General features: G+C 67.7%; 18 protein-coding genes and 1 pseudogene. 13 read left to right on the top strand and 6 right to left on the bottom strand.

Annotated elements, in window-relative coordinates:
- Positions 1-125 precede the first annotated feature (125 nt).
- Complete coding sequence (locus tag ACNJ7K_RS15120; protein ID WP_308257004.1) at positions 126-1,049, top strand: TetR-type transcription factor C-terminal domain-containing protein; 924 nt, start codon at positions 126-128, stop codon at positions 1,047-1,049.
- Between the two features lie 56 nt (positions 1,050-1,105).
- The gene (locus ACNJ7K_RS15125) at positions 1,106-2,359 is read left to right on the top strand and encodes an acyl-CoA dehydrogenase family protein (protein WP_159418224.1); all 1,254 of its coding nucleotides are present in this window, start codon (positions 1,106-1,108) and stop codon (positions 2,357-2,359) included.
- A 9-nt stretch (positions 2,360-2,368) separates the two neighbouring features.
- Here the strand turns inward: ACNJ7K_RS15125 and ACNJ7K_RS15130 are convergent, their stop codons facing one another.
- Positions 2,369-3,169, bottom strand: coding sequence for an alpha/beta fold hydrolase (locus tag ACNJ7K_RS15130; protein WP_159418223.1), 801 nt, complete (start codon positions 3,167-3,169; stop codon positions 2,369-2,371).
- 79 nt (positions 3,170-3,248) lie between these two features.
- On the opposite strand from ACNJ7K_RS15130, the gene ACNJ7K_RS15135 reads away from it, so the two are divergent.
- From ACNJ7K_RS15135 to ACNJ7K_RS15145, 3 genes and pseudogenes are all read left to right on the top strand, one after another.
- On the top strand, positions 3,249-3,845 hold the full coding sequence (locus ACNJ7K_RS15135; protein WP_159418222.1) for a hypothetical protein: 597 nt from the start codon (positions 3,249-3,251) through the stop codon (positions 3,843-3,845).
- 120 nt (positions 3,846-3,965) lie between these two features.
- A complete protein-coding gene (locus tag ACNJ7K_RS15140) occupies positions 3,966-4,406 on the top strand; it encodes a VOC family protein (RefSeq protein WP_159418221.1) in 441 nt (146 codons plus the stop codon).
- Positions 4,407-4,478: 72 nt separating this feature from the next.
- A pseudogene (locus ACNJ7K_RS15145) lies at positions 4,479-5,211 on the top strand (DJ-1/PfpI family protein).
- 13 nt (positions 5,212-5,224) lie between these two features.
- Here ACNJ7K_RS15145 and ACNJ7K_RS15150 read toward each other — a convergent pair.
- Entirely contained in the window at positions 5,225-6,292 is a 1,068-nt protein-coding gene (locus ACNJ7K_RS15150; RefSeq protein ID WP_192378462.1) for a coiled-coil domain-containing protein, read from the bottom strand.
- A 618-nt stretch (positions 6,293-6,910) separates the two neighbouring features.
- Between ACNJ7K_RS15150 and ACNJ7K_RS15155 the strand changes: the two genes are divergently transcribed.
- The 3 genes from ACNJ7K_RS15155 (at position 6,911) to ACNJ7K_RS15165 (ending at position 9,152) form a co-directional block, all read left to right on the top strand.
- Positions 6,911-7,636, top strand: a complete 726-nt coding sequence (locus ACNJ7K_RS15155; protein WP_268653701.1) for an aspartate/glutamate racemase family protein — start codon at positions 6,911-6,913, stop codon at positions 7,634-7,636.
- A gap of 290 nt (positions 7,637-7,926) precedes the next feature.
- Positions 7,927-8,382, top strand: a complete 456-nt coding sequence (locus ACNJ7K_RS15160; RefSeq protein WP_487041859.1) for a nitroreductase family deazaflavin-dependent oxidoreductase — start codon at positions 7,927-7,929, stop codon at positions 8,380-8,382.
- A gap of 125 nt (positions 8,383-8,507) precedes the next feature.
- Positions 8,508-9,152, top strand: a complete 645-nt coding sequence (locus ACNJ7K_RS15165) for a LysM peptidoglycan-binding domain-containing protein (protein ID WP_487041860.1) — start codon at positions 8,508-8,510, stop codon at positions 9,150-9,152.
- 28 nt (positions 9,153-9,180) lie between these two features.
- Here the strand turns inward: ACNJ7K_RS15165 and ACNJ7K_RS15170 are convergent, their stop codons facing one another.
- Positions 9,181-9,618: a carboxymuconolactone decarboxylase family protein gene (locus ACNJ7K_RS15170; protein WP_258261163.1), complete on the bottom strand. Its 438-nt coding sequence runs from the start codon at positions 9,616-9,618 to the stop codon at positions 9,181-9,183.
- A 98-nt stretch (positions 9,619-9,716) separates the two neighbouring features.
- The gene (locus tag ACNJ7K_RS15175) at positions 9,717-10,091 is read right to left on the bottom strand and encodes a winged helix-turn-helix transcriptional regulator (protein WP_258261162.1); all 375 of its coding nucleotides are present in this window, start codon (positions 10,089-10,091) and stop codon (positions 9,717-9,719) included.
- Positions 10,092-10,212: 121 nt separating this feature from the next.
- Between ACNJ7K_RS15175 and ACNJ7K_RS15180 the strand changes: the two genes are divergently transcribed.
- The 5 genes from ACNJ7K_RS15180 to ACNJ7K_RS15200 all read left to right on the top strand — a co-directional run bounded on the left by ACNJ7K_RS15180 (position 10,213) and on the right by ACNJ7K_RS15200 (position 18,012).
- A complete protein-coding gene (locus ACNJ7K_RS15180) occupies positions 10,213-11,058 on the top strand; it encodes an NmrA family NAD(P)-binding protein (protein WP_268653706.1) in 846 nt (281 codons plus the stop codon).
- Between the two features lie 50 nt (positions 11,059-11,108).
- A complete protein-coding gene (gene pepN / locus ACNJ7K_RS15185; RefSeq protein ID WP_192378463.1) occupies positions 11,109-13,601 on the top strand; it encodes an aminopeptidase N in 2,493 nt (830 codons plus the stop codon).
- A complete protein-coding gene (locus tag ACNJ7K_RS15190) occupies positions 13,598-14,728 on the top strand; it encodes a tyrosine-type recombinase/integrase (protein ID WP_258261160.1) in 1,131 nt (376 codons plus the stop codon). The genes pepN and ACNJ7K_RS15190 overlap by 4 nt, the downstream gene beginning before the upstream one ends.
- A 130-nt stretch (positions 14,729-14,858) precedes the next feature.
- The gene (locus ACNJ7K_RS15195) at positions 14,859-15,542 is read left to right on the top strand and encodes a DNA alkylation repair protein (RefSeq protein ID WP_268653709.1); all 684 of its coding nucleotides are present in this window, start codon (positions 14,859-14,861) and stop codon (positions 15,540-15,542) included.
- Between the two features lie 61 nt (positions 15,543-15,603).
- A complete protein-coding gene (locus ACNJ7K_RS15200; protein WP_487041861.1) occupies positions 15,604-18,012 on the top strand; it encodes a phosphoketolase family protein in 2,409 nt (802 codons plus the stop codon).
- A gap of 3 nt (positions 18,013-18,015) precedes the next feature.
- On the opposite strand, the gene ACNJ7K_RS15205 is transcribed toward ACNJ7K_RS15200, so the two are convergent.
- Positions 18,016-18,780, bottom strand: a complete 765-nt coding sequence (locus tag ACNJ7K_RS15205) for an HAD family hydrolase (RefSeq protein ID WP_192378465.1) — start codon at positions 18,778-18,780, stop codon at positions 18,016-18,018.
- A 16-nt stretch (positions 18,781-18,796) separates the two neighbouring features.
- Entirely contained in the window at positions 18,797-21,214 is a 2,418-nt protein-coding gene (locus tag ACNJ7K_RS15210; RefSeq protein WP_192378880.1) for a glycoside hydrolase family 65 protein, read from the bottom strand.
- Positions 21,215-21,252: the final 38 nt, after the last annotated feature.

Here is a 21,252-nt window from a genome sequence, read left to right on the forward strand (position 1 = left end):
CGACGTCAACGATTCGATATTTTCGCGAAAATCCCTGCGAGACAGCCGTGCAAGTGGATACGCTGCCCGGAACGGTCGCGGGCCGGATGGTCAGTGTTCAGCTATTCTAAACACAGGAGTTGTCGGTGAGTGCGGTTTCGGTCGACAGGTCGGCGTCGGTCGGGGCCGGTTTGCGCCAGGTACGGATCGCGCGCGGCATGACGCTGCGGGGCCTGGCCCAGCGCATCGAGGTCAGCCCGGCCACGCTGAGTCAGATCGAGAACGACAAGACCGGACTGACCGTCGATCGCTTGAATCGCATCGCCGACGTACTCGGGGTGAGGCCGGCGGACATCCTCGAAGCCGGTCGGGGGGCACTCGCGGCACCAGTAGTGGAACCCGAAACCCTCGTTGCGGCCCGGCCAGACCCCCTCGGACAGACCGAGGCTCGCCGGCAGTGGCGTGAGTACGAGCCGTTGCCGCTCACGCCCGTGGTCCAGGCCGCGCTCGAGGAGATTCTCGCCGTGGGTTACCACGGCACGAGCATGCGCGAGATCTCCAAGCGCTGCGGCCTGTCGGTTCCCGGCATCTACAACTACTTCACCAGCAAGCAGGACATCCTGATGTCGATCTATCAGGTGACGATGGGCGATCTGGAGCAGCGCACGCGCGGCGCACTCGCCGAGGGCGCCGGCCGAGATCCCGTCACGGTCTTCACGTTGCTGGTCGAGAACCTGGCGCTGTACCACACGCACCGGCGCGAACTCGGCTTCATCGGTGCCAGTGAGATGCGTTCTCTCACAACGGAGAACCGACGGATCATCGCCAGCAAGAGGAACTGGCAGCAAGCGGTCGTCGACGAGAAGGTGTTGGCCGCTGTGCGCGCCGGATCGTTCCGGGTCCGGAACCCCGAGGACGCCGCTCGCGCCGTGGTTTCGATGTGTACCGCTCTCCCCACCTGGTGGCGACCGGGCGGGCGGATGAGTCCGGAGGAAGTCGCGAACCTCTACGTGGAGTACGCCCTCGATCTCATGCAGTACCGAGGCGCAGACCTCGACCGCGGTCCTTGACCGAACCTCGACCTCATTCCACGACGTCCCGACCGAACCTTCGAGGGAGAAACCGTATGACCGACGTAGCGAACAGCATGCTCACCGCGCAGACGAACACCGGATCACTGGATCTTCGACCGTCTCCCAGAGCGCTCGAACTCGAACAGGCGCTGGTGGAGTTCATGCACAACCACGTGTTCCCCGCCGAACACGAATACGAGGCCTACCGCCACAACGTCGGCCCCGACGACCACACCGTCCCGCCCGTCATCGAGACCCTCAAGCAGGAGGCCCGCAAGCGCGGTCTGTGGAATCTGTTCCTGCCCTCCGAATCCGGTATCGGGCAGCTCGACTACGCCGGGCTCGCCGAGATCACCGGTTGGAGCCTGCATCTCGCACCGGAAGCCACCAACGGGCAGGCTCCCGATACCGGCAACATGGAACTGCTCCACCTGTTCGGCACCGATGATCAGAAGAAGCGGTGGCTCGATCCTCTGCTGAACGGGGAGATCCGGTCCGCCTTCTCGATGACCGAGATCGCCGTGGCCAGCTCCGACGCCACCAACATCGAGACCAGGATCGAGCGCGACGGCGACAGCTACATCATCAACGGTCGCAAGTGGTGGACCAGCGGCGCCGCGGATCCTCGCTGCAAGTTGCTGATCGTCATGGGCAAGACCGACCCCGCCGCCGACACCCACCGTCAGCAGTCCATGATCCTGGTGCCGATCGACACTCCGGGTGTCACGATCGTCCGCGACCTGCCGGTGTTCGGACGACACGACCAGCACGGTCACTGCGAAGTCGTCTACGACGACGTCCGCGTGCCCGCCGAGAACCTCCTCGGGGAGGAAGGTGGTGGATTTGCCATGGCGCAGGCACGTCTCGGCCCCGGCCGCATCCACCACTGCATGCGCGCACTCGGTGCCGCCGAACGGGCCCTGGCGCTGATGACCACGCGCGCGCAAGGGCGTGTCGCCTTCGGCAAGACACTGGCCGAGCAGGGTGTCGTGCAGCATCAGATCGCCGAATCGCGCGTCGCGATCGAACAGGCCCGGCTGCTGTGTCGTCTTGCGGCCAAGACCATCGACGAACACGGGAACAAGGCCGCCGCCCCGTACGTGTCCGCCGCGAAGGTCGCAGTGCCGCGCATGACCCTCGAGGTGATCGACCGGGCGATCCAGGTGCACGGAGGTGCGGGTATGAGCGACGACGTACCCTTGGCTGCGATGTACGGCTGGCACCGAGCCATGCGCATCTACGACGGGCCCGACGAAGTACACCTGCGCACGATCGCCAAGAACGAACTACGCAAGTACCCGAAGTGACCGCGCTCCTCATGCGAGGGATGACTCGACCGAACGTAGGAAACGCCGCAGCTCGCGGGTGACGTCGTTCGGGGCCTCGACCGTGCTGACGTGACCGGGTCCGGTCAGAACGACAAGTTCCGACCCGGGCACTGCGCGGTGGATGTCCTCACCGAGGGAGACGGGAGCGCGTACATCGTGGCTGGAGTACAGCAGGAGCGTCGGAACATCGATCTCGGCCAGCACATGCCGCTGGTCGGCGTAGCTGGCGCGCGCCATCGCCCGGAAGCCGTCGGGATGGAACGCGCGGACGCTGTCGAGGAACGGCGCCACGAGTCGACTGTCTGCGGAGTCGGAGAACATCGACGGCGCCATCGTGGCAACGAACTCGTCGGGATGCAACCGTGATGCCTCCAGCGATCGGGTCAGCCTCTGCTCCGAGTCCTCGACGCCGAGCGATCCGAGCCATCCGGCATATCCGCTCACCAGGGTGAGCGACGAGATGAGCCTGCGGTGCCGGTGGAACACCGCGAGCGCCAGAGCCGCACCGAACGAGAGCCCGACGAGGTGTGCTCGCTCGATCCGCAATGCCCGGAGGAGTTCTGCCAGGCAATCGGCGTAGGCGTTCATGTCGAAGCCGGCCGGAGGTTCGGATGACCCACCTGCTCCGGGTGCGTCCCAGGCGATCACGGTGTACTCGCTCGAGAGGGCTTCGATCTGGTGACCCCACGTCGAGCGGGCATCACCGACGAAGCCGTGCGCCAGGACGACGGCAGGCCCGGTCCCGGTGCGTTCGAAAGCGATGTCGAGCCCACACACGTCGACGTGCACGGTCCGATCGTAGGCCTGGCACCGTAGGCCGATCACGACCGTGCGTCGGACTTTCTCTCCACTCACATACTGTCTGCCTATGGCCACCGGTTTCGATTTCTCCTGGGCTCAATTCCTGTGGATCGTGCTCATCCTCGTGGGCGTGCCGACCCTGATCGGCGTGAGCATGGTGTGGGTTGCCTGGCAGCGGGAGCGTGCCGGTGGCCGGAGTCCGTCGAGCGACTACGAGCAGACCGGTGATCGACCCGTGGGTCTCGGCCGGCGCGGCCTGTGGGCGACCGGTGCAACCGCATTCACACTCGGATTCTTGTCCTGCGCGGGATGGTTGAGTTGGTCGGCCGAGTACGACGGCGAGTTCCGAGGCCCCGGCCTGCCCGCACCGAACGAGTTCCCCACCTGGCAGGTGATCGCCTGCGGAGTGACCGTCGTGCTGGCATGCTTCCTTTCCGCTCGTCGATCCCGCTGGGTGGTGAGCGGCGGACTGGCCGCCGCAATCGGCACGGCGGCAGGGTTCACCACCGCATTCAGCGTGGTTGCCAGTACCGACGAAACCGGTCAGGCGGGAGTGGGTGTGATGCTGTCGGAGATCGGATGGGGCACCGGGCTGTGCCTGCTGATGCTTGTCAGGGCTGCTCGGATCAGAGGGGTGCGTCGCAGAGCGGTGGGCGCGTCGTAGCTCATCGATGCGGTGGTGGGGAACGATCCGGTGTCCCGGCGAGTCCGCGGAATGTCGAGATCCGAGCACCGGCTCCGTCCCAGAGGTAAACGGACGAGACGATATCGAAGGATGGATCCCATGGCACACGTACGGCGTTTCGATCATGTCGGCCTGACCGTCTCCGACCTCGACGTCGCGACGGCGTTCTTCGTCGGCCTCGGCTTCGAGGTCGAAGGCACCGGCTCTGTGCAGGGCGACTTTCCCGCGACCGTCTGCGGCCTTCCCGGCACGCACTGCGACATCGTGATGCTCCGCCCCCCGGACGGAGGAGCCCGGCTCGAACTCTCGAGGTTCATCACACCCGACCACTTTCCCGGCTCGCCGACGGCGATGCCCAACGAGCTCGGGATCCGCAATGTGTCCTTCGAGGTCGGCGACCTCCACGCTGCCGTCGATGCTGTCGCCGAGCAGGGATACGGCCTCGTCGGGGGCATCGGTGAGTACGAGAACAGTGTGCGAATGGCCTACGTACGGGGACCCGACGGGATTATCGTGTCGCTGTTCGAACAGCTCGGTTGACGCTGGTCCCCACCGCGGAGATCGGCACCGAAAGTCTGAGTACATGCGTGCGCAGACTGCTAGGGTGCCGGGGTGCAGATCGCCATCGTCGTCTTCCCGGGTCTGACCGCACTGGATGTCGTCGGACCGTACGAAGTGCTCCGATATCTCCCCGACGCGGACGTGCGCTTCGTCTGGCACGAGACCGGACCGGTCGTCACCGACAGCGGAATGCTCGCCCTCGGCGCGACACACACTTTGGACGAGACACCGTCCCCGGACATCGTGCTCGTACCCGGATCGGGGACAGCCATCGCCGTCGCCGCCGAGGACAAGCGTCTCCGCGAATGGCTGCGCAGCGCACACCGGACATCGACGTGGACCGTCTCCGTCTGCGGCGGGGCGCTGGTTCTCGCCGCGGCAGGACTTCTCGAGGGCCGGCGCGCGGCGTCGCACTGGCAGGCGCTGACGCCGCTGCGTGCGTTCGGTGCCGTGCCGTGCGGTGACGAACGGGTGGTCTTCGACGGCAAACTCGCCACCTGCGCCGGCGTCTCCGCCGGTATCGACCTGGCACTGTCGCTCGCGGCCCGGATCGCGGGGGGAGGAACGCGCGAAGGCGATCCAGCTGATGATCGAGTACGACCCCGACCCGCCGTTCGACAGCGGTCACACCAGTTCCGCGTCGCGGCATACGAAAGTGCTGGCCAACGCACTTATCACCCGCGACGCCGTTGGCGTTTCCCATATGACTGCGGCAAGTCGCTTGGCGTGGTCGACGGTGATCGACAGAGTGCGCGCTCGCCGATCGCGGACACGCGCTCGATGATCGGCCGACCTGTTCAGCTCGTCCCGGCCGTTCTCGCTGCATCCAGTTCGGCACGGAGAGAAGTCGCTTCGGCCTTCAGCGTCAGATTCTCCGTCTGAAATGTCTTCGTCTCGTCGCGCAGGGCAGTGATCTCGTCGCGCAGTGCCGACAGTTCGGTCCGCAGTTCGTCGCCACGCGCCCGTGCTGCGGTCTCGGCCGCCTGGGCCGTCGCGGCGGTGATGCGCGATTCCTCGAGTCGGCTCCGTAGCTCGGAGGTGCGGTCGCGCTCGGTGGTGAGCTCGGTATCGAGGCGCTCGCGGGTCGCGACTTCCCGGTCGAGCGCGGCCTGCACGCGCGCGATCTCGGCTCGCAGATCGGTGATCTCGACGGTCGCGCGCTCACGCTGCGCTGCCGCGTCGTCGAGTTCGCGTCGCTGTGAGGTGAGGGACTCGTCCTGCTGGACAATCGTCGCGCGCAGGTCGCCGACGGTCCGTGTGTGCTCGGCGGTTGCAGCCTCGAACTCGTCCTTCCATCGCTGCAGCGTTGCGGCGTGCTCGTCCTTCAGCCGAGTCAGCTCGGCGTGATGTGCCTCTTCGAGTCGGCGCACCTGTTCGGTGTGTGCGGTACGAGCGTCGGCGAGTTCGGCGTCGACGGCGGCCACTGCGGCGTCGGCGTTGTCGCGGTCCTCGAGTGCCTGGGCGAGTTGTTCGCGTAGCCGCACGATCTTCGCGTCGGCGTCGGCTTTGACTTTCGCGAGTTCCGCGGCGGACCGCGTCATCTGCGCCTCGAGAGCCTCGGCGTCGGTGAGCTTGTCGACCGCGGTGGTGATCCGCTCGGCGATCGCGGAGTACTGCTCGACGGTGTTGGTGGCCAGGGCGCGTAGTGCGGTGGTGGCGGCCGTGAGCGCGGAGACCGCATCGTCCGGGCTCTCGACGACCGATGGGGCCATGCCGGCTGCTTCCTTCTTGGCGCGCTCGCGTTCGCGATAGGCGCGCACACGGTCGGCTGCGGTGGCGTACTTCCGGGGGCGTCCCACCCGAGGCTTGCTCGAGTCGTCCTCGTCGGTGGTCGCTTCGGGGGTGGGGGAGTGTGCGTCGGTCATGGATGTCCTCGTCGTGGCGCGTCGAAACCGTAGGTGGGAGGTATCGTATCGCATTTAGTTACGTAATTAGAGAATGGGTATATAATGAAACGAAACGATATGAAACGCCTTGAACTGGGAAATCACCGTAGGGTTGTTGGTTTCGTAACGAAGAACGCGGTCGAAACCACTAGATTGTGTCCGCGATCGAGTGTGAGCACTGATCGTCATAATCCCCACTTATGACGATCAGGTACGCGCGCGGATCGAAAACTGTGCACCCCTCGGATCGGCAGACCGGAAAGGTTGCCGAGGAAGGAGGGCCCCTGGACTGTGGCGCCGGTCACCGAGTGTGCGGAGCGGGAGTTGTCTACTGTCTGCCTCAGCCGGCGGATGCGATGAAACACAGTGCAGCGCTGGGCAGTCTGCGCTCGGCCGAGCGCGCGTACCCGCACACCGAAGAGAAGAGGTAATCGAATGGGCTCTGCAGTAACGTTCCTCGCGGATGTTCTCGTCGCAGTCATCACGCAGCTGATCGAGACCGGATCGTCGTCCGGATCCTGATCCGTCACCGTCGTGGTCGCTCTCCCGCTCGTCACACGGAGAGCGACCCAGGCGCAGGACAGAGGGGGTGCAGGGGTGGAACACGTCGGAATCCTGGGCCACAGCTGGGAAGGTGCCTCGCTGTGCTGGCGCGAGGTGTGTCAGCACAGCAACCGTCTCGGGCATCCGGCACATCCGGATGTCACCATGGACTGCATCTCCTTCGAGCACTGCATGCCCGCATGGGAGCGCGGGGACTACGAAGCGGTGCGCGCAGTGCTTGCCACCAGCGTCGATCGTCTGGCCCGGGCCGGCTGCGACTTCTTCGTGTGCCCGGACAATACGGCCCACCTCGCGCTCGAAGCACCCGGTGATCCACTCGCGATTCCCGGGCTGCACCTGATCGACATCGTGGCCGACGCAGCGCAGCGTGCCGGGCACCGACGCGTCGGCATCCTGGGAACGCGGTTCACCATGCAGGGCCCTCTGTATCCCCGCGAACTGGCGGCACGGGGAATCGAGGCCGTCATCCCGACAGGCGGCGACCAGAACCTGGTACACGCGGCGATCTTCGACGAACTGGTGCACGGCATCTTCCGGGACGAGACGCGGACGTCCTTCGTGGACCTCATCGGCAGACTCGCGGACTCCGGATGCGACGCGGTCGCGCTGGTGTGCACCGAGATCCCACTTCTGGTCTCCCCGGACGACTCGCCGTTACCGGTACTGGACTCGACACGACTGTCCGGACAGGCGGCCCTCGAAGTGGCACTCGGAACGCGCGACCTGCCGACCTGGCGCGGCGGACAGTTCCGGCGATAACAGGCAGGTAGCCACGGCGGGTCGTAGCATCGAGCACATGGTTCTCTTCTACGAGATCGCGCTCGTGATCGCGTCGGTGCTCATCGCGTGGTTCGCGATGTACGTGCTGTACCGCCTCGTCACCGACGAATCCACCAGCCGGCACTGACAGGTCGCCGCCCGACCGGCCACATGCGGACATGTCGGCCGCACTGCCCCGGCTCAGGGAGCCCGGGGTACGTCGGACGTCGGTGCCTCAACCTTGTCGAACACTTTCCGAGTGCCGTACGCGACGAGCATGAGGGCAGACCATGACCGGCAGTTCCTTCCGTCCCGAGCGCACCTACCGACCGAGCCGGTGGCGACACATCGAGAACGTCGCGATGAGCACGTTTACTCGTGCGGGATTGGTGCCGCACTCCTATCTGCTGACCACACGCGGTAGGCGCACCGGGAAGATCCGCCGCAACCCCGTGCTGATCGTCGATCTGCACGGAAAGCGCTGGCTCGTGGCCCCCTACGGATCGGTGGGGTGGGTGCACAACGCGCGTGCTGCCGGCGAGGTCGAGCTCAGCAGGCGTCGCGACACCCACCGCTACTCGATCCGTGAGGTATCCGCGGACGAGGCCGGACCGGTGTTGCAGCGGTACATCGAGGTGGCGTCCGCCACCCGGCGGTATTTCGAGGCACGCAGGAACGACCCGGTGGAACGGTTCGTCGCAGAAGCCGGTCACCATCCGGTCTTCGAACTGCTGCCACCGACGTAGTCGACGGAACTTTCATACGAGATTCGGGTAGCGCGCTACGCGTGTGCCTGCCGCCGATAGTGACCACCATGATCTTCGTCGATTCGATTCGAATCGCGGACGCTCCACACCACCGAGGCACGATCATGGTTACGAAATACGAAGTCGTCGCAGGCGACACCCTCTCGAAGCTGGCGCAGAGGTTCTACGGTGACGCGACGCTGTTCCCCGTCATCGCTGTTCCGAACGGCATCACCGATCCGAACGAGATCACTGTCGGTCAGGAGCTGCTCATCCCGTACATCACCAGACGGCATACCGTCGCGTCCGGCGAGACACTGTCGGGATTGGCGCAACACTTCTACGGCGACGGGACCCTGTTCCCGGTGCTCGCGGCGGCCAACCACATCGCCGACCCGAATGTCGTTCAGGTCGGTCGCTCGCTGCTGATTCCCGAACTCGGGGACGCGGGACACCACACCGTGGTCGCGGGAGAGACCCTCTCGGAGCTCGCACGCCGCTGGTACGGCGAGGCGCAACTGTATCCGGTGATCACCTTCCCGAATCACATCACCGACCCCGACCACGTCGAGGTCGGCCGCGTGCTGATTCGTCCGGGGCTCAACTACCGGCACACCGTCGTCCCCGGCGATACCCTGCGGGCTCTGGCGGAGGACCACTACGGGAACGCGGAGATGTTCGCGATGATCGCGGCTGCCAATCACATCGACGATCCGAACAGGATCACCGTCGGGCAGGTGCTGTTCTTCCCGAACCTCACCAACTTCTGACCAGAGGGGGCCGTCCGACCGGTGCGGGTCACGGGGCGACGGGGTAGTGGCTCCGAACGGCGATGCGGTTCCACGCGTTCATGACGATCGCAAGCCACGTGACCGCGGAGACCTGCTCGTCGCTGAGTGCACCGTTGTCCCACTCGTGACGACCGGGTTCCATGGGGTGCGTGACTTCTTCCGCCAGCGCGAGCGCGGCGCGCTCCTGGTCGGTGAAATACTGCGACTCCCACCAGGCCGCGAGGACGGCGAGGCGATCGGTGGTCTCGCCCTTCTCCAGAGCGTCTCGTGTGTGCATGCGTAGGCAGAACGCACACCCGTTGAGCTGCGACGTTCGGATCTTCACCAGTTCGGCCAGTTTCGGATCGAGACCGGCCTGCGCGGCGGCCTCCTCGACCTCCTTGTTCAACGCCAGCACGTTCTTGTAGGCGGCCGGGTGCTGCTTACCGAGATTGACGTGCGCCATCGTGGATGTCCTTCCGGCGGGCGACACCGGCCGGAGCGACCGGCCGCTTCATTCTGTCAGTCGCATCCGTGCCGGTGGGGGCGGTTCGCGCCGCCGGATCAATGGCTGCGGTCGTACTCGTCCTGCGCGACGACGATCTCGGGCATCGACTCCTCCACGACGTCGATGAGCGTCAGCAGGGGCGCGGTGATGCGGCGTCCGAGGGCGGTGAGCGAGTACTCGACGTGCGGAGGGATCGTCCCCAGGACGGCGCGGTGGATCAGGCCGTCGCGTTCGAGGGTCTGCAGTGTCTGCGACAGCATGCGTTCGCTCACGCCGTCGACCCGGCGGCGCAGTTCCGAGAACCGGTGCGTGTCGTCGACGAGCGCGGCCAGCACCAGCACACCCCAGCGTCCGGTGATGCTCTGCAGCACCGGACGTGACGGGCACTCGCGCGCGAAGACGTCGGCTTCGGGGAGGCGATCGGTGCTCATGAATGCCGAGTATACGGCGGCTATGAGAACGACCGGTACTGACTCAATCGGTTGCACTTACTAAAAGTAAGTGCTGGAATGGTGTCGTTCCCGATCCCGCTCGACCACTTCGAGGAGTCCCATGACCATCGCTGTCACCGGAGCCGCCGGCCACCTCGGCCGCCTGACCATCACCGCGCTCCGCACCCGCGGTATCGCCACCGGCGACATCGTCGCCGTCGTGCGCGACGCGGCGAAGGCCGCAGATCTCGCTGCCGACGGGGTGCAGGTCCGTGTTGCGGACTACGCCGATGCGGCGGCCCTGCGCGACGCGCTGGCCGGTGTCGACAAGCTGCTCCTCGTCTCCGGCAGCGAAGTGGGGCAGCGACTGCCCCAGCACACCAACATCATCGACGCCGCCAAGGCCACCGGCGTCGCGTTCATCGCCTACACCTCGATCCTGCACGCGGCGACGAGCCCGCTGATCCTCGCCGGGGAACACAAGGCCACCGAGGAACTGCTCGCCGCCTCCGGCATCGACCACGCTCTGCTGCGCAACGGCTGGTACTGGGAGAACTACGACAGTTCGGTCGCCGCGGTCGCTGCCTCCGGTGCGCTGTTCGGTTCGGCCGGCGCCGGCCGCGTCGCCGGGGCGGCCCGCAAGGACTTCGCCGAAGCCGCCGCCGCGGTCCTCACGACCGAGGGACACGCCGGTGCCGTCTACGAACTCGGTGGCGAGCGACTGACCTACACCGAACTGGCGGAGGTCCTCTCCGACATCGTCGGCGTGCCCGTCACCTACAAGGATCTGCCGAAGGAGGAGTACGCGACGATCCTCGAGAACGCCGGTGTGCCCGCACAGTTCGCCGCCGTGCTCGCCGACTCCGACGCGGGAATCGCCGTCGGCGCGCTCGACACCGACAGCGGCGATCTCGAACGCCTCATCGGACGCCCCGCGACGCCGGCAGCCGAAGCGATCGGTGCCTGACACCCGCTAATCCCGTCGAGTCCGGGCGCGTGATGGCAGGATCGGGACTCGTGAGCTCCGCGAATCTGACCCGTGCCGAAACCGCCGCGCGCGCCCGCGCACTCGACGTGCACTCCTACCGCGTCGAACTCGACCTGCGGGGTGCCGTCGATGCCCGCCGCACCGGATTCCCCACGGTGACGACGCTCGAATTCACCGCCTCCACCGACGAGGCCTGGCTCGACTTCATCGGCGACTCCGTCGAGTCGGTGACGATCAACGGCGAGCTCGTGCCCGTCGTCTACGACGGCGCGCGGATCACGATCGGCGGTCTGAAGGAAATCAACGTCGTCACCGTCGTCGCGACCGGCCGGTACAGCCGGTCGGGGGAGGGGCTGCACCGCTTCGTCGATCCCGTCGACGGCGAAACCTATCTCTACACCCAGTACGAACCGGCCGACGCGCGTCGCGTGTTCGCGTGCTTCGAACAGCCGGATCTCAAGGCGCCGTTCACCTTCGTGGTCACCGCGCCGCGCCGCTGGCAGGTGCTGTCGAACGAGGCCGCCGAGCGCACGGTGCAGCGCGACGACACCCAGACCGTGACGTTCGCGCCGACCCAGCCGATCTCCACCTACATCACCGCGATCGTCGCCGGCCCGTACCACCGGGTGGACGCGTCGTGGAGCCGCGACGAGCTGACGGTGCCGCTGGGGGTGCTGTGCCGCGCCTCGCTCGCCGAGCACCTCGACGCCGACGAGATCGTCGAGGTCACCCGGCAGGGCATGGACTTCTACGCCGAGCACTTCGACTATCCGTATCCGTTCGGCAAGTACGACCAGGTGTTCGTGCCCGAATACAACCTCGGCGCGATGGAGAACCCCGGCTGCGTCACCTTCACCGAGGCCTACGTCTTCCGTGGTGCCGCCACCGCCGCCCAGCACCAGGGTCGAGCCAACACGATCCTCCACGAGATGGCCCACATGTGGTTCGGCGATCTCGTGACCATGAAGTGGTGGGACGACCTGTGGCTGAAGGAGTCGTTCGCCGACTTCATGGGCGCCTTCACCAGCGCCGAGGCCACCAAGTTCACCGACGCGTGGGTGGCCTTCGCGAACCGCCGCAAGGCCTGGGCGTATCTGCAGGACCAGCTGCCGACGACACATCCGATCGTCGCCGACATCGTCGACCTCGAGGCCGCGAAGCTGAACTTCGACGGCATCACCTACGCAAAGGGCGCGAGCGTGCTCAAGCAGCTCGTCGCCTATGTCGGCCGCGACGCCTTCTTCGAGGGGGCCCGCCGGTACTTCCGCAAGCACGCCTTCGGCAACACCACCCTCGACGATCTGCTCGTCGAACTGTCGAGCACCTCCGGCCGCGACCTGTCGTCCTGGGCGCAGGCGTGGTTGCAGACCACCGGGGTGTCGACCCTGCACCTCGAGGAGACCGGGACCGGGTACGAGATCGTCCAGAGCGATCCGCGCCCGCACCGCCTCGCCGTCGGTTGCTACGACTCCGACGACTCCGGCGACCTCGTCCGCACCCACCGCGTCGAGGTCGACCTCGCCGACGAACGCACCCCCGTCGACCTGCCCGAGGCGGCGCTGGTGCTGCTCAACGACGACGACCTCACCTACGCGAAGATCCGTCTCGACGCCCGGTCGCTCGACACCGTCGAGGCCACCCTGGACCGCGTCCGGGAACCGCTCGCGCGCGGCCTGCTGTGGTCGGCGCTGTGGAACGCGACCCGCGACGGGGAACTCGCCGTCGACCGCTATCTGTCCATGGCCGCGCGATTCGCCCCGCACGAGGCCGACATCGCGCTGCTCACCGCCGTGCTCGCCAACGCGGCCCAGGCCGTCGAACACTATGTGCCCGACTCGGTGCGCACCGACGCGCGGCGTGGCTGGCTCGACGCGGTCTGGGACGGGATGCACGGTGCCGCACCCGGCAGCGACGCCCAGCTGGCGTTCGCTCGCGCCGTCGGTGTCGCGGCGAGCGTCGACGACCGGCACGCCGCCGACCTGCGAGCGATCCTGTGCGGCAACGTCGCACCGCCGGAGGGCCTACGTCTCGACCCCGACCTGCGGTGGAGCTGGTGGGCGGCGCTGACCACCACCGGCGACGCCGACGAGGCCGACCTCGACGAGGAACTGCGCAACGACGACACCGCCTCGGGACGCACCGCGCACCTGCGCGCACTCGCCTCCCGCCCCCGCGCCGAGGTCAAGGCGCACGCGTGGGCGACGATCCTCGCCGACCACACCCTCACCAACGACCACCTCGACGCGACCATCGCCGGGTTCCGCGCCGGGGCGCGCCGCGACCTGATCTCCGCCTACGACACCGACTACTTCGCGGTGCTCCGCGAGACCTGGACGAGCCGCAGCATCGAGATCGCCCGCCGGATCGTCGTCGGGTTGTTTCCCGCGGCCGACAGTCTCGAACCCGTCGACACCTGGCTCGAGGCCCACACCGACGCTCCGGCCGCGCTGCGGCGCCTGGTGATCGAACAACGCGACCATCTCGCCCGCGACCTGCGTGTCCAGAGGATCAACACGCCGTGACCAGCCCGGATCTGCCCCGTCCCGAGGTGCCCGCGGTACCGGACACGGTCGCCACCGCGATGCGGCGACTGCGGGAGAAGGCGACCTCGGAGAACACCCGCGCCGCCCAGATCGGCGACTGGACGATCTTCACCCGCTGGTGCGAACGCACCGGGCACAGTCCGATGCCGGCCACCGCCGAGCAACTGAGCTGGTTCCTCACCGAGAAGGCCGCCGAAGTGCGCCCCGACGGACGCTGGGCGTACGCGCCGTCGACGCTGTCGCGGTGGGTGTCGACCATCAACAAGATGCACGCCCTGGCAGACCTGCCGAAACCCGGTGGGCACGAATCGGTTCGGGATCTGCTGCGTGGCATCCGACGCGACCGGGCCACCCCGCCGGCGCGGCGCACCCCGCTGCTCACCGACGACATCCGCACCATCCTCACCGCGATGCGCGCCGAGGCCGCCGACGGCGGGTGGGCCGAACGCGTCGCCGAACGTCGCGACGCCGCGCTGCTGCTCATGGGACTGGCCGGGGCGCTGCGCCGTTCCGAGCTCACCGGGCTCGTCGTCACCGACGTCGTCCCGCACCGCGCCGACGGGCTCTACGTGAGGGTCCGCCGGTCCAAGACCGACCGCAGCGCCCGCGGCCGCACCGTCACCCTGCCGTACGGGTCCGATCCGCACACCTGCCCGGTGTGCGCCTATCGACGCTGGCGGGAGGTGCTCGACGCCTGGGACGAGTCCGGACGCGAGGCCGTCGTCGACCTGCTCGGCAACGCCACCGCCGACCCGGCCGAGCACTGCTGCCGTGGTCTGGCAGCCGGGCGCACGCAGGACGGCGATCGGCCCCTGTTCCGGCCGGTGCACCACAGCGGCACGGTGGGGACGAGCGCGCTGTCGGGGCAGTCCGTGCACTCGATGATCCAGCGCCGCGCCCGCCGCGCCGGGTTCAGCGACGACCTCGTCGCCACCCTCGGCGGGCACAGCCTGCGGGCCGGGTTCGTCACCCAGGCGGTGCGCGGCGGCGCGACCACGCAGACGATCATGACGCAGACCGGGCACGCGGACGAACGGATGGTCGCGCTGTACAGCCGCCACCACGCCGGTCTCGTCGGCAACGCGGTCACCCAGCTCGGCCTGTGAACGGATTCGGGTGGATCCGACCCCGCTCAGCGGGGCCGAACCCACCCGAATCGACGACGGAACCGGCCCAGGCTGTCGCCCGGCGCTCGTAGGCTGAGGCGCGACCGACACGCACGGACAGGAGATCGCGGTGGCACAGACGAAAACGGACGCTCCGACCGTCGACGAGCTGCTCACCGAACTCGCCGCGCTCAACGACCCGAAGATCCGCGCGGTGAACGAGAAACACGGCGACGACCACGGCGTGAACCTCAGCGCCCTGCGCGCCGTCGCCAAGCGGGTGAAGACCCAGCACGAGCTCGCGCAGCAACTCTGGGCCACCGGCGACACCGCCGCCCGGCTGCTCGCGCTGCTGATCTGCCGCCCCAAGGCGTTCACCGTCGACGAGCTCGATGCGATGGTCCGCGAGACCGGCACCGCGAAGGTGCACGACTGGTTCGTCAACTATGTCGTGAAGAAGAACCCGCACGCCGAGGAACTGCGTGGCCGGTGGATGACCGAGCCCGATCCGGTCGTCGCGAGCGCGGGCTGGGCGCTCACCGCCGAACGCGTCGTCAAGAACGCAGACGGGCTCGACCTGTCCGGCCTGCTCGACACCATCGACGCGCAGATGCGCGACGCCCCCGAACGTCTGCAGTGGGCGATGAACACGTGCCTGGCGCAGATCGGCATCGAACACCCCGACCACCGGGCCCGCGCGCTCGACATCGGCGAACGCCTCGAGGTGCTGAAGGACTATCCGACGTCCCCGGGCTGCACCTCGCCGTACGCGCCGACCTGGATCGGTGAGATGGTGCGCCGCCGGGGCGAGTGAGCCCCTCACCCGATGGGTACCGCTGCAACGAGCACCCCGGTCGCCGACGACGAGGAAACCGATGTCACTCCGCACACCGCAGACCAGTTCCGACGCCACCTCCGAGCCGGGGCCCGCGATCGATCCGGACTTCGCAGACCTCGACGCGTGGTGGCGGGCCGCGAACTATCTGTCCGTCGGGCAGATCTACCTCATGGACAACCCGCTGCTGCGCGAACCGCTGCGGCCCGAACACATCAAACCGCGGCTGCTCGGACACTGGGGCACCACACCGGGATTGAACTTCGTCTACGCACACCTCAACCGCGCCATCACCACCCGCGACCTGGACATGATGTACGTCATGGGTCCCGGTCACGGCGGTCCCGGACCGGTCGCCGCAGCGTGGCTCGAAGGCACCTACAGCGAGGTCTATCCGGCCGTCTCCCGCGACGAGGACGGCATGCGGCGCCTGTTCCGCCAGTTCTCGTTCCCCGGCGGCATTCCCAGCCACGTCGCCCCCGAGACCCCCGGGTCGATCCACGAGGGCGGTGAACTGGGCTATTCCCTCGCACACGCCTACGGTGCTGCCTTCGACAATCCCGACCTGATCGTCGCCGCGGTCGTCGGTGACGGCGAAGCCGAAACGGGGCCGCTGGCCGCGAGCTGGCACTCGACGAAATTCGTCGACCCGCGCCGCGACGGCGCAGTGCTGCCGATCCTGCACCTCAACGGCTTCAAGATCGCCAACCCGACGGTGCTCGCCCGCATCGGCGAGGACGAACTGATCTCGCTGCTGCGCGGCTACGGGCACGAACCGATCGTCGTCGCCGGCGACGATCCCGCCGACATGCATCGGCGCTTCGCCGGCGCCCTCGACGCGGCGCTCGACCGGATCTCCGAGATCCAGCAGGCCGCCCGCACCTCGGGAAACGCGACCCGCCCGGCCTGGCCGATGATCGTGCTGCGCTCCCCGAAGGGGTGGACCGGCCCGGTCGAGGTCGACGGCGCGCCGGTCGAGGGCACCTGGCGCGCGCACCAGGTGCCGATCGGCGATCCGCGCGGGAACGACGAGCACCTCCGCGCTCTCGAGGAGTGGCTGCAGAGCTATCGGCCGAAGGAGTTGTTCGACGACGACGGTGCCCCTGCTGCGGCACTGCGCGACCTCGCGCCACGTGGCACCCGGCGGATGAGCGCGAACCCCCACGCCAACGGGGGAGCGGTACTGCGCGATCTGATCCTGCCCGACTTCCGCGACTATGCCGTCGACGTTCCCGAACCGGCCACCGCCACCGGCGAAGCCACCCGCATCCTCGGCACCTTCCTGCGCGATGTCATGCGGAGCAACGCCACGAACTTCCGGGTGTTCGCGCCCGACGAGAACAACTCCAACCGCCTCGACGCGGTCCTCGACGCCACCGACCGCACCTGGAACGCGCGCATCGACCCGGGTGACGACCGGGTCGCCCCCGACGGACGAGTCATGGAGATCCTGTCCGAACACACCTGCCAGGGCTGGCTCGAGGGCTACCTGCTCACCGGCCGGCACGGATTGTTCTCCAGCTACGAGGCTTTCGCACACCTGGTCGACTCGATGGTCAACCAGCACGCCAAATGGCTGCTCACCACGAACCGGATCCGCTGGCGCCGCCCCGTCCCGTCGCTGAACTACCTGCTCACCTCACACGTGTGGCGGCAGGACCACAACGGGTTCTCGCACCAGGACCCCGGATTCATCGACCACGTCGTCAACAAGAAACCCGAGGTCGTGCGCGTCTACCTGCCGCCGGACGCCAACACCCTGCTCTCGGTGGCCGATCACTGCCTGCGCACCCGCCAGTACATCAACGTGATCGTCGCCGGGAAGCAACCCGCCGTGCAATTCCTCGACATCGACGACGCGATGACCCACTGCCGCAAGGGCATCGGCATCTGGCAGTGGGCCTCGACCGACCGCGACGCCGAACCGGATGTGGTGCTCGCCTGCGCCGGCGACATCCCCACGATGGAAACCCTCGCGGCCGTCGACATCCTGCACCGCCGCTTCCCCGACCTGCGGATCCGGGTGGTCAACGTTGTCGACCTCATGCGGCTGCAGGACGACCGGGCGCACCCGCACGGGTTGCCTGATGCGCACTTCGACGCGTTGTTCACCACCGACAAGCCGGTGGTCTTCGCCTACCACGGTTATCCGTGGCTGATCCACCGTCTCGTCTACCGGCGCACCAACCACGAGAACTTCCACGTGCACGGCTACATCGAGGAGGGCACGACCACCACACCCTTCGACATGTGCGTGCTCAACCGTATCGACCGCTACCACCTCGCGCTCGACGTCCTCGACCGCGTCGAGCGGATCCGGCCCATCGCCGGGCACGCCCGCGAGGAACTCGAGAACATCCTCGCCGAGCACACCCGCTACGTGCGCACCCACGGCGAGGACATGCCGGTGATCACCGACTGGCACTGGCAGGGCGTCGGAACCGACTGAGGATCATACCGATCCGCGGCGGACCAGTCGTCCGGCGGTGAAGGCGTCGACGTCGACCTCGTCGAGAGAGGTCACCACCAGATCGGCGCCCGCGTCCTCGAGATCGGCGGAGTCGTCGAAACGGGCGACACCGAGCGCCCGCATGCCGCCGGCCTTCGCCGCCCGGATCCCGCTGATCGCGTCCTCGACCACCACGCACGCCTGCGCGGGCACCCCGAGTTCGTCGGCGGCGGTGAGGAACAGTTCCGGGTCGGGTTTGCCGTGGGCGACCGGGCGCCCGGACAGATCGGCGTCGAAGCGGTCGAGCAGCGTCTCGCCGGGATGGTCGTGGGCGGGGATCGCCCGCAGGAACAGTCCGGCGTTCTTCGACGAAGACGCCGCGGCCACCGCGATCCCCGCCGCCTGCACGGCCGCGACGAAGCGCACTCCGTCGTCGTAGGCGCGGAACCTGCGCTCGTCGATCAACCGCAGCAACCGGGCCTGCTTGCGCTCGGCGTAGTCGACCGCGCGACGCTCGGCGTCGGGCACCGCGAAGTACTCGAGGGCGGCGCGGGCACCGTCCATCCGCGGCCGGCCCGACAGCACCTGCCGGTACACCTCCGCGGTGAACGCGTCCTCCTGCCAGGAGGTCTCGGGCTGCAGGTCGCACCAGTCGCCGGCCATCAACTCCGCCAGCGCTTCCCGCCACGCCGTCTCGTGCGGTGAATCGACGAGCACCCCGTCGACGTCGAAGATCACCGCGCGGAACCGCGACTGCGCCTCGGCCACGATATCCTCCTTGCGGTCAGGCCGGGACGGCGGCGAGCCGGAACTCGTGCGACTCGCCGGCGCCGAGCTCGACGAGTTCGCCGTCCACCGCGACCCGCACCGGCACCCGGAAACCCTCGGTCTCGGCGCGCACCGACAGCTTGTCGCCGTCGATCCGCACCCGTAGGGGAGTGCCGCGGTACCGCATGGAGAACGACACCCCGTCGAGGTGCGAGACCAGCTTGGGCCGGAAGACGAGCACGTCGCCGTACGCACGGGCACCGACGTAGTAGCGCTGCACCAGATCGAGGGTGCCGCCCATGACCCCCATGTGGATGCCCTCCTTGGTGGTGCCGCCCTGCAGGTCGCTGACGTCGCTCTCGAGCGCGAGCTTGAACCGCAACCACGACGACTGCGGATCGAAGGTGGCGAGCACACCGGCGAACGTCACGTGACTGAGCGTCGACCCGTGCGACGTGCGCTGGTCGTAGTAGTCGACGGTGCGGCGCACGAGGTCGCGACCGAACGGATAACCGAGCTGCTCGAACACCTGCCGCAACTCGGCATCGTCGAACAGGAAGAACAACATCACCGTGTCGGCCTGCTTGGCGACCTTGTAGGCATCCGGATCGCGGCCCTCGGCGCGCAGGATGCGGTCCATCCTGCCGATGTTGCCGTACTCCGTGCGGTAGTGCTCCCAGTCGAGCTCCTCGAGATCCTCGTAGCCTTCGAACTGGCTGATCACCCCGTCGTGGTAGGGCACGAACATCTTCCGGCTCATCTCCGACCAGGTGCGCAGTTCCTCGTCGGTGACCCGCAACCGGGCCCGCAGGGCCGTGCGCCGGCTCTTCGACAGCACCTCGAAGACATCGAGGGCGCGCGCCGCGATCCACGCGACCATCACGTTGGTGTACGCGTTGTTGCGCACACCGCCCTCGGTGGCTCCCGGATACCGTTCGTGGAACTCGTCCGGGCCCATCACCCCGTGGATCTCGTAGCGGTCCCGATCCGGGCTGTAGTGCGCGATCGACGCCCAGAACCGCGCGATCTCGAGCATCATCTCGGCGCCGTAGTCGGCGAGGAAGTCGACGTCGTCGGTGGCCTGGTAGTAGTGCCACACGTTGTAGAAGATCGCGGCGCTGACGTGCCGCTGGTTCCGGCTCAGGTCCGGATCCCATTGACCCGACATCGGGTTCAGATGCACCGTCTGGGTCTCCTCGGTGCCGTCGCTGCCGCTCTGCCAGGGGAACATCGCGCCGCGGTAACCGGCCTCGCTCGCCGCGGCCTGCGCCTCACCCAACCGGCGGTAGCGGTAGAGGATCAGGCCTTTGGTGATCTCCGGGACCCGCAGGTTCAGGAAGGGATAGACGAACATCTCGTCCCAGAACACGTGCCCGCGATAGGCCTCGCCGTTGAGTCCGCGCGCCGGCACTCCCGCGTCGAGGCGCGCGGTGTGCCGTGAGCAGACCTGCAGTACGTGCGAGACGTGCAGGCGCAGCAGCAACTGCGCGCGCGACTCCCGCGGCAACCGGATGTCGCAGATGTCCCACAGCTCGTCCCACGCCGCGACGTGCTCGTCGTACGCCTCGGCGAAATCCGGATAACGCAGCACGTGCCGGCCCGCCGACGCGAGGGGCTCGGTGATCGCGTCGTCGCGGGAAGTGAACATCGCCACCATCTTCTCGATCCGCACCGTCGAACCCTCGGCGATGTCGAAGGAGAGGACCTGCTGGATGTAGTCCTCCATCTGGTACAGATCCCGGTCGACGAGCATCGCTCCTCCCGAACCCTCCCGGAACACCCGGGTGCGTGCGGCCTGGGCGATGTAGGTGTCGGACTGGCGGATCTGCACCTTCAGCGCGATCGTCTCGGGACCGTAGGTGCGCGGCGAGACCGGATCGAGGTGCCGCGCCTCGAGATCGCGGTAGCGGGCGACCGCGCGATTGGAAACCCGGCCGTCGAGGGCGGTGACGATCTCGACCCGCCCCGACCAGTTCTCCGGGGTCAGCGACCATTCGAGCGCCCCCTGGTTCGGATGCTCCATGCTCACGAACCGTCTGCTGCGCAGCGACGTCTCGCGGCCGTGCCGATCCCGGAACCGCAGTTCGCGGACCACGGTGGCGGTGCGGATGTCGTAGACGTGCCGGTAGGCGAGGATCTCCACCTGCGCCAGGCGAATCGCTTCGCCGCCGTCGATGCGCAGCTTCAGCACGAGCCAGTTCGGGAGGTTGACCAGATCCTCGTTCAGGACCGGGCTGCCACCCATGATGGTGGTCTCGCGGTTGTAGCAACGATGCGCGTAGGTCCCCGGATAATGGACCTCGCCCATGTCCTCCCACTCGGCGGTGCCGCGTGAACAGAAGTAGCCGTTGCCCGTCGAGGTCAGGGCTTCGCGCAGGGGTTCGTCGTCTGGATCGAAACCGTCGTAGTCGAGGGTGAACTCCGGGTCGTACACGCGAACCTCCTGGCGGGTCGTAGTCGACACGAACTGTC

The organism is Rhodococcus shunpengi, from assembly GCF_048381395.1.
In the GTDB taxonomy this organism is placed as follows: Bacteria; Actinomycetota; Actinomycetes; order Mycobacteriales; family Mycobacteriaceae; genus Rhodococcus.

What these genes read in the sequence shown, in the direction of transcription:
- ACNJ7K_RS15125 (WP_159418224.1), top strand. Translation starts at nt 1,106, where the DNA reads ATGACCGACGTAGCGAACAGCATGCTCACCGCGCAGACGAACACCGGA.
- ACNJ7K_RS15135 (WP_159418222.1), top strand. Translation starts at nt 3,249, where the DNA reads ATGGCCACCGGTTTCGATTTCTCCTGGGCTCAATTCCTGTGGATCGTG.
- ACNJ7K_RS15140 (WP_159418221.1), top strand. Translation starts at nt 3,966, where the DNA reads ATGGCACACGTACGGCGTTTCGATCATGTCGGCCTGACCGTCTCCGAC.
- ACNJ7K_RS15150 (WP_192378462.1), bottom strand. Translation starts at nt 6,292, where the DNA reads ATGACCGACGCACACTCCCCCACCCCCGAAGCGACCACCGACGAGGAC.
- ACNJ7K_RS15160 (WP_487041859.1), top strand. Translation starts at nt 7,927, where the DNA reads ATGACCGGCAGTTCCTTCCGTCCCGAGCGCACCTACCGACCGAGCCGG.
- ACNJ7K_RS15165 (WP_487041860.1), top strand. Translation starts at nt 8,508, where the DNA reads ATGGTTACGAAATACGAAGTCGTCGCAGGCGACACCCTCTCGAAGCTG.
- ACNJ7K_RS15170 (WP_258261163.1), bottom strand. Translation starts at nt 9,618, where the DNA reads ATGGCGCACGTCAATCTCGGTAAGCAGCACCCGGCCGCCTACAAGAAC.
- ACNJ7K_RS15175 (WP_258261162.1), bottom strand. Translation starts at nt 10,091, where the DNA reads ATGAGCACCGATCGCCTCCCCGAAGCCGACGTCTTCGCGCGCGAGTGC.
- ACNJ7K_RS15180 (WP_268653706.1), top strand. Translation starts at nt 10,213, where the DNA reads ATGACCATCGCTGTCACCGGAGCCGCCGGCCACCTCGGCCGCCTGACC.
- ACNJ7K_RS15200 (WP_487041861.1), top strand. Translation starts at nt 15,604, where the DNA reads ATGTCACTCCGCACACCGCAGACCAGTTCCGACGCCACCTCCGAGCCG.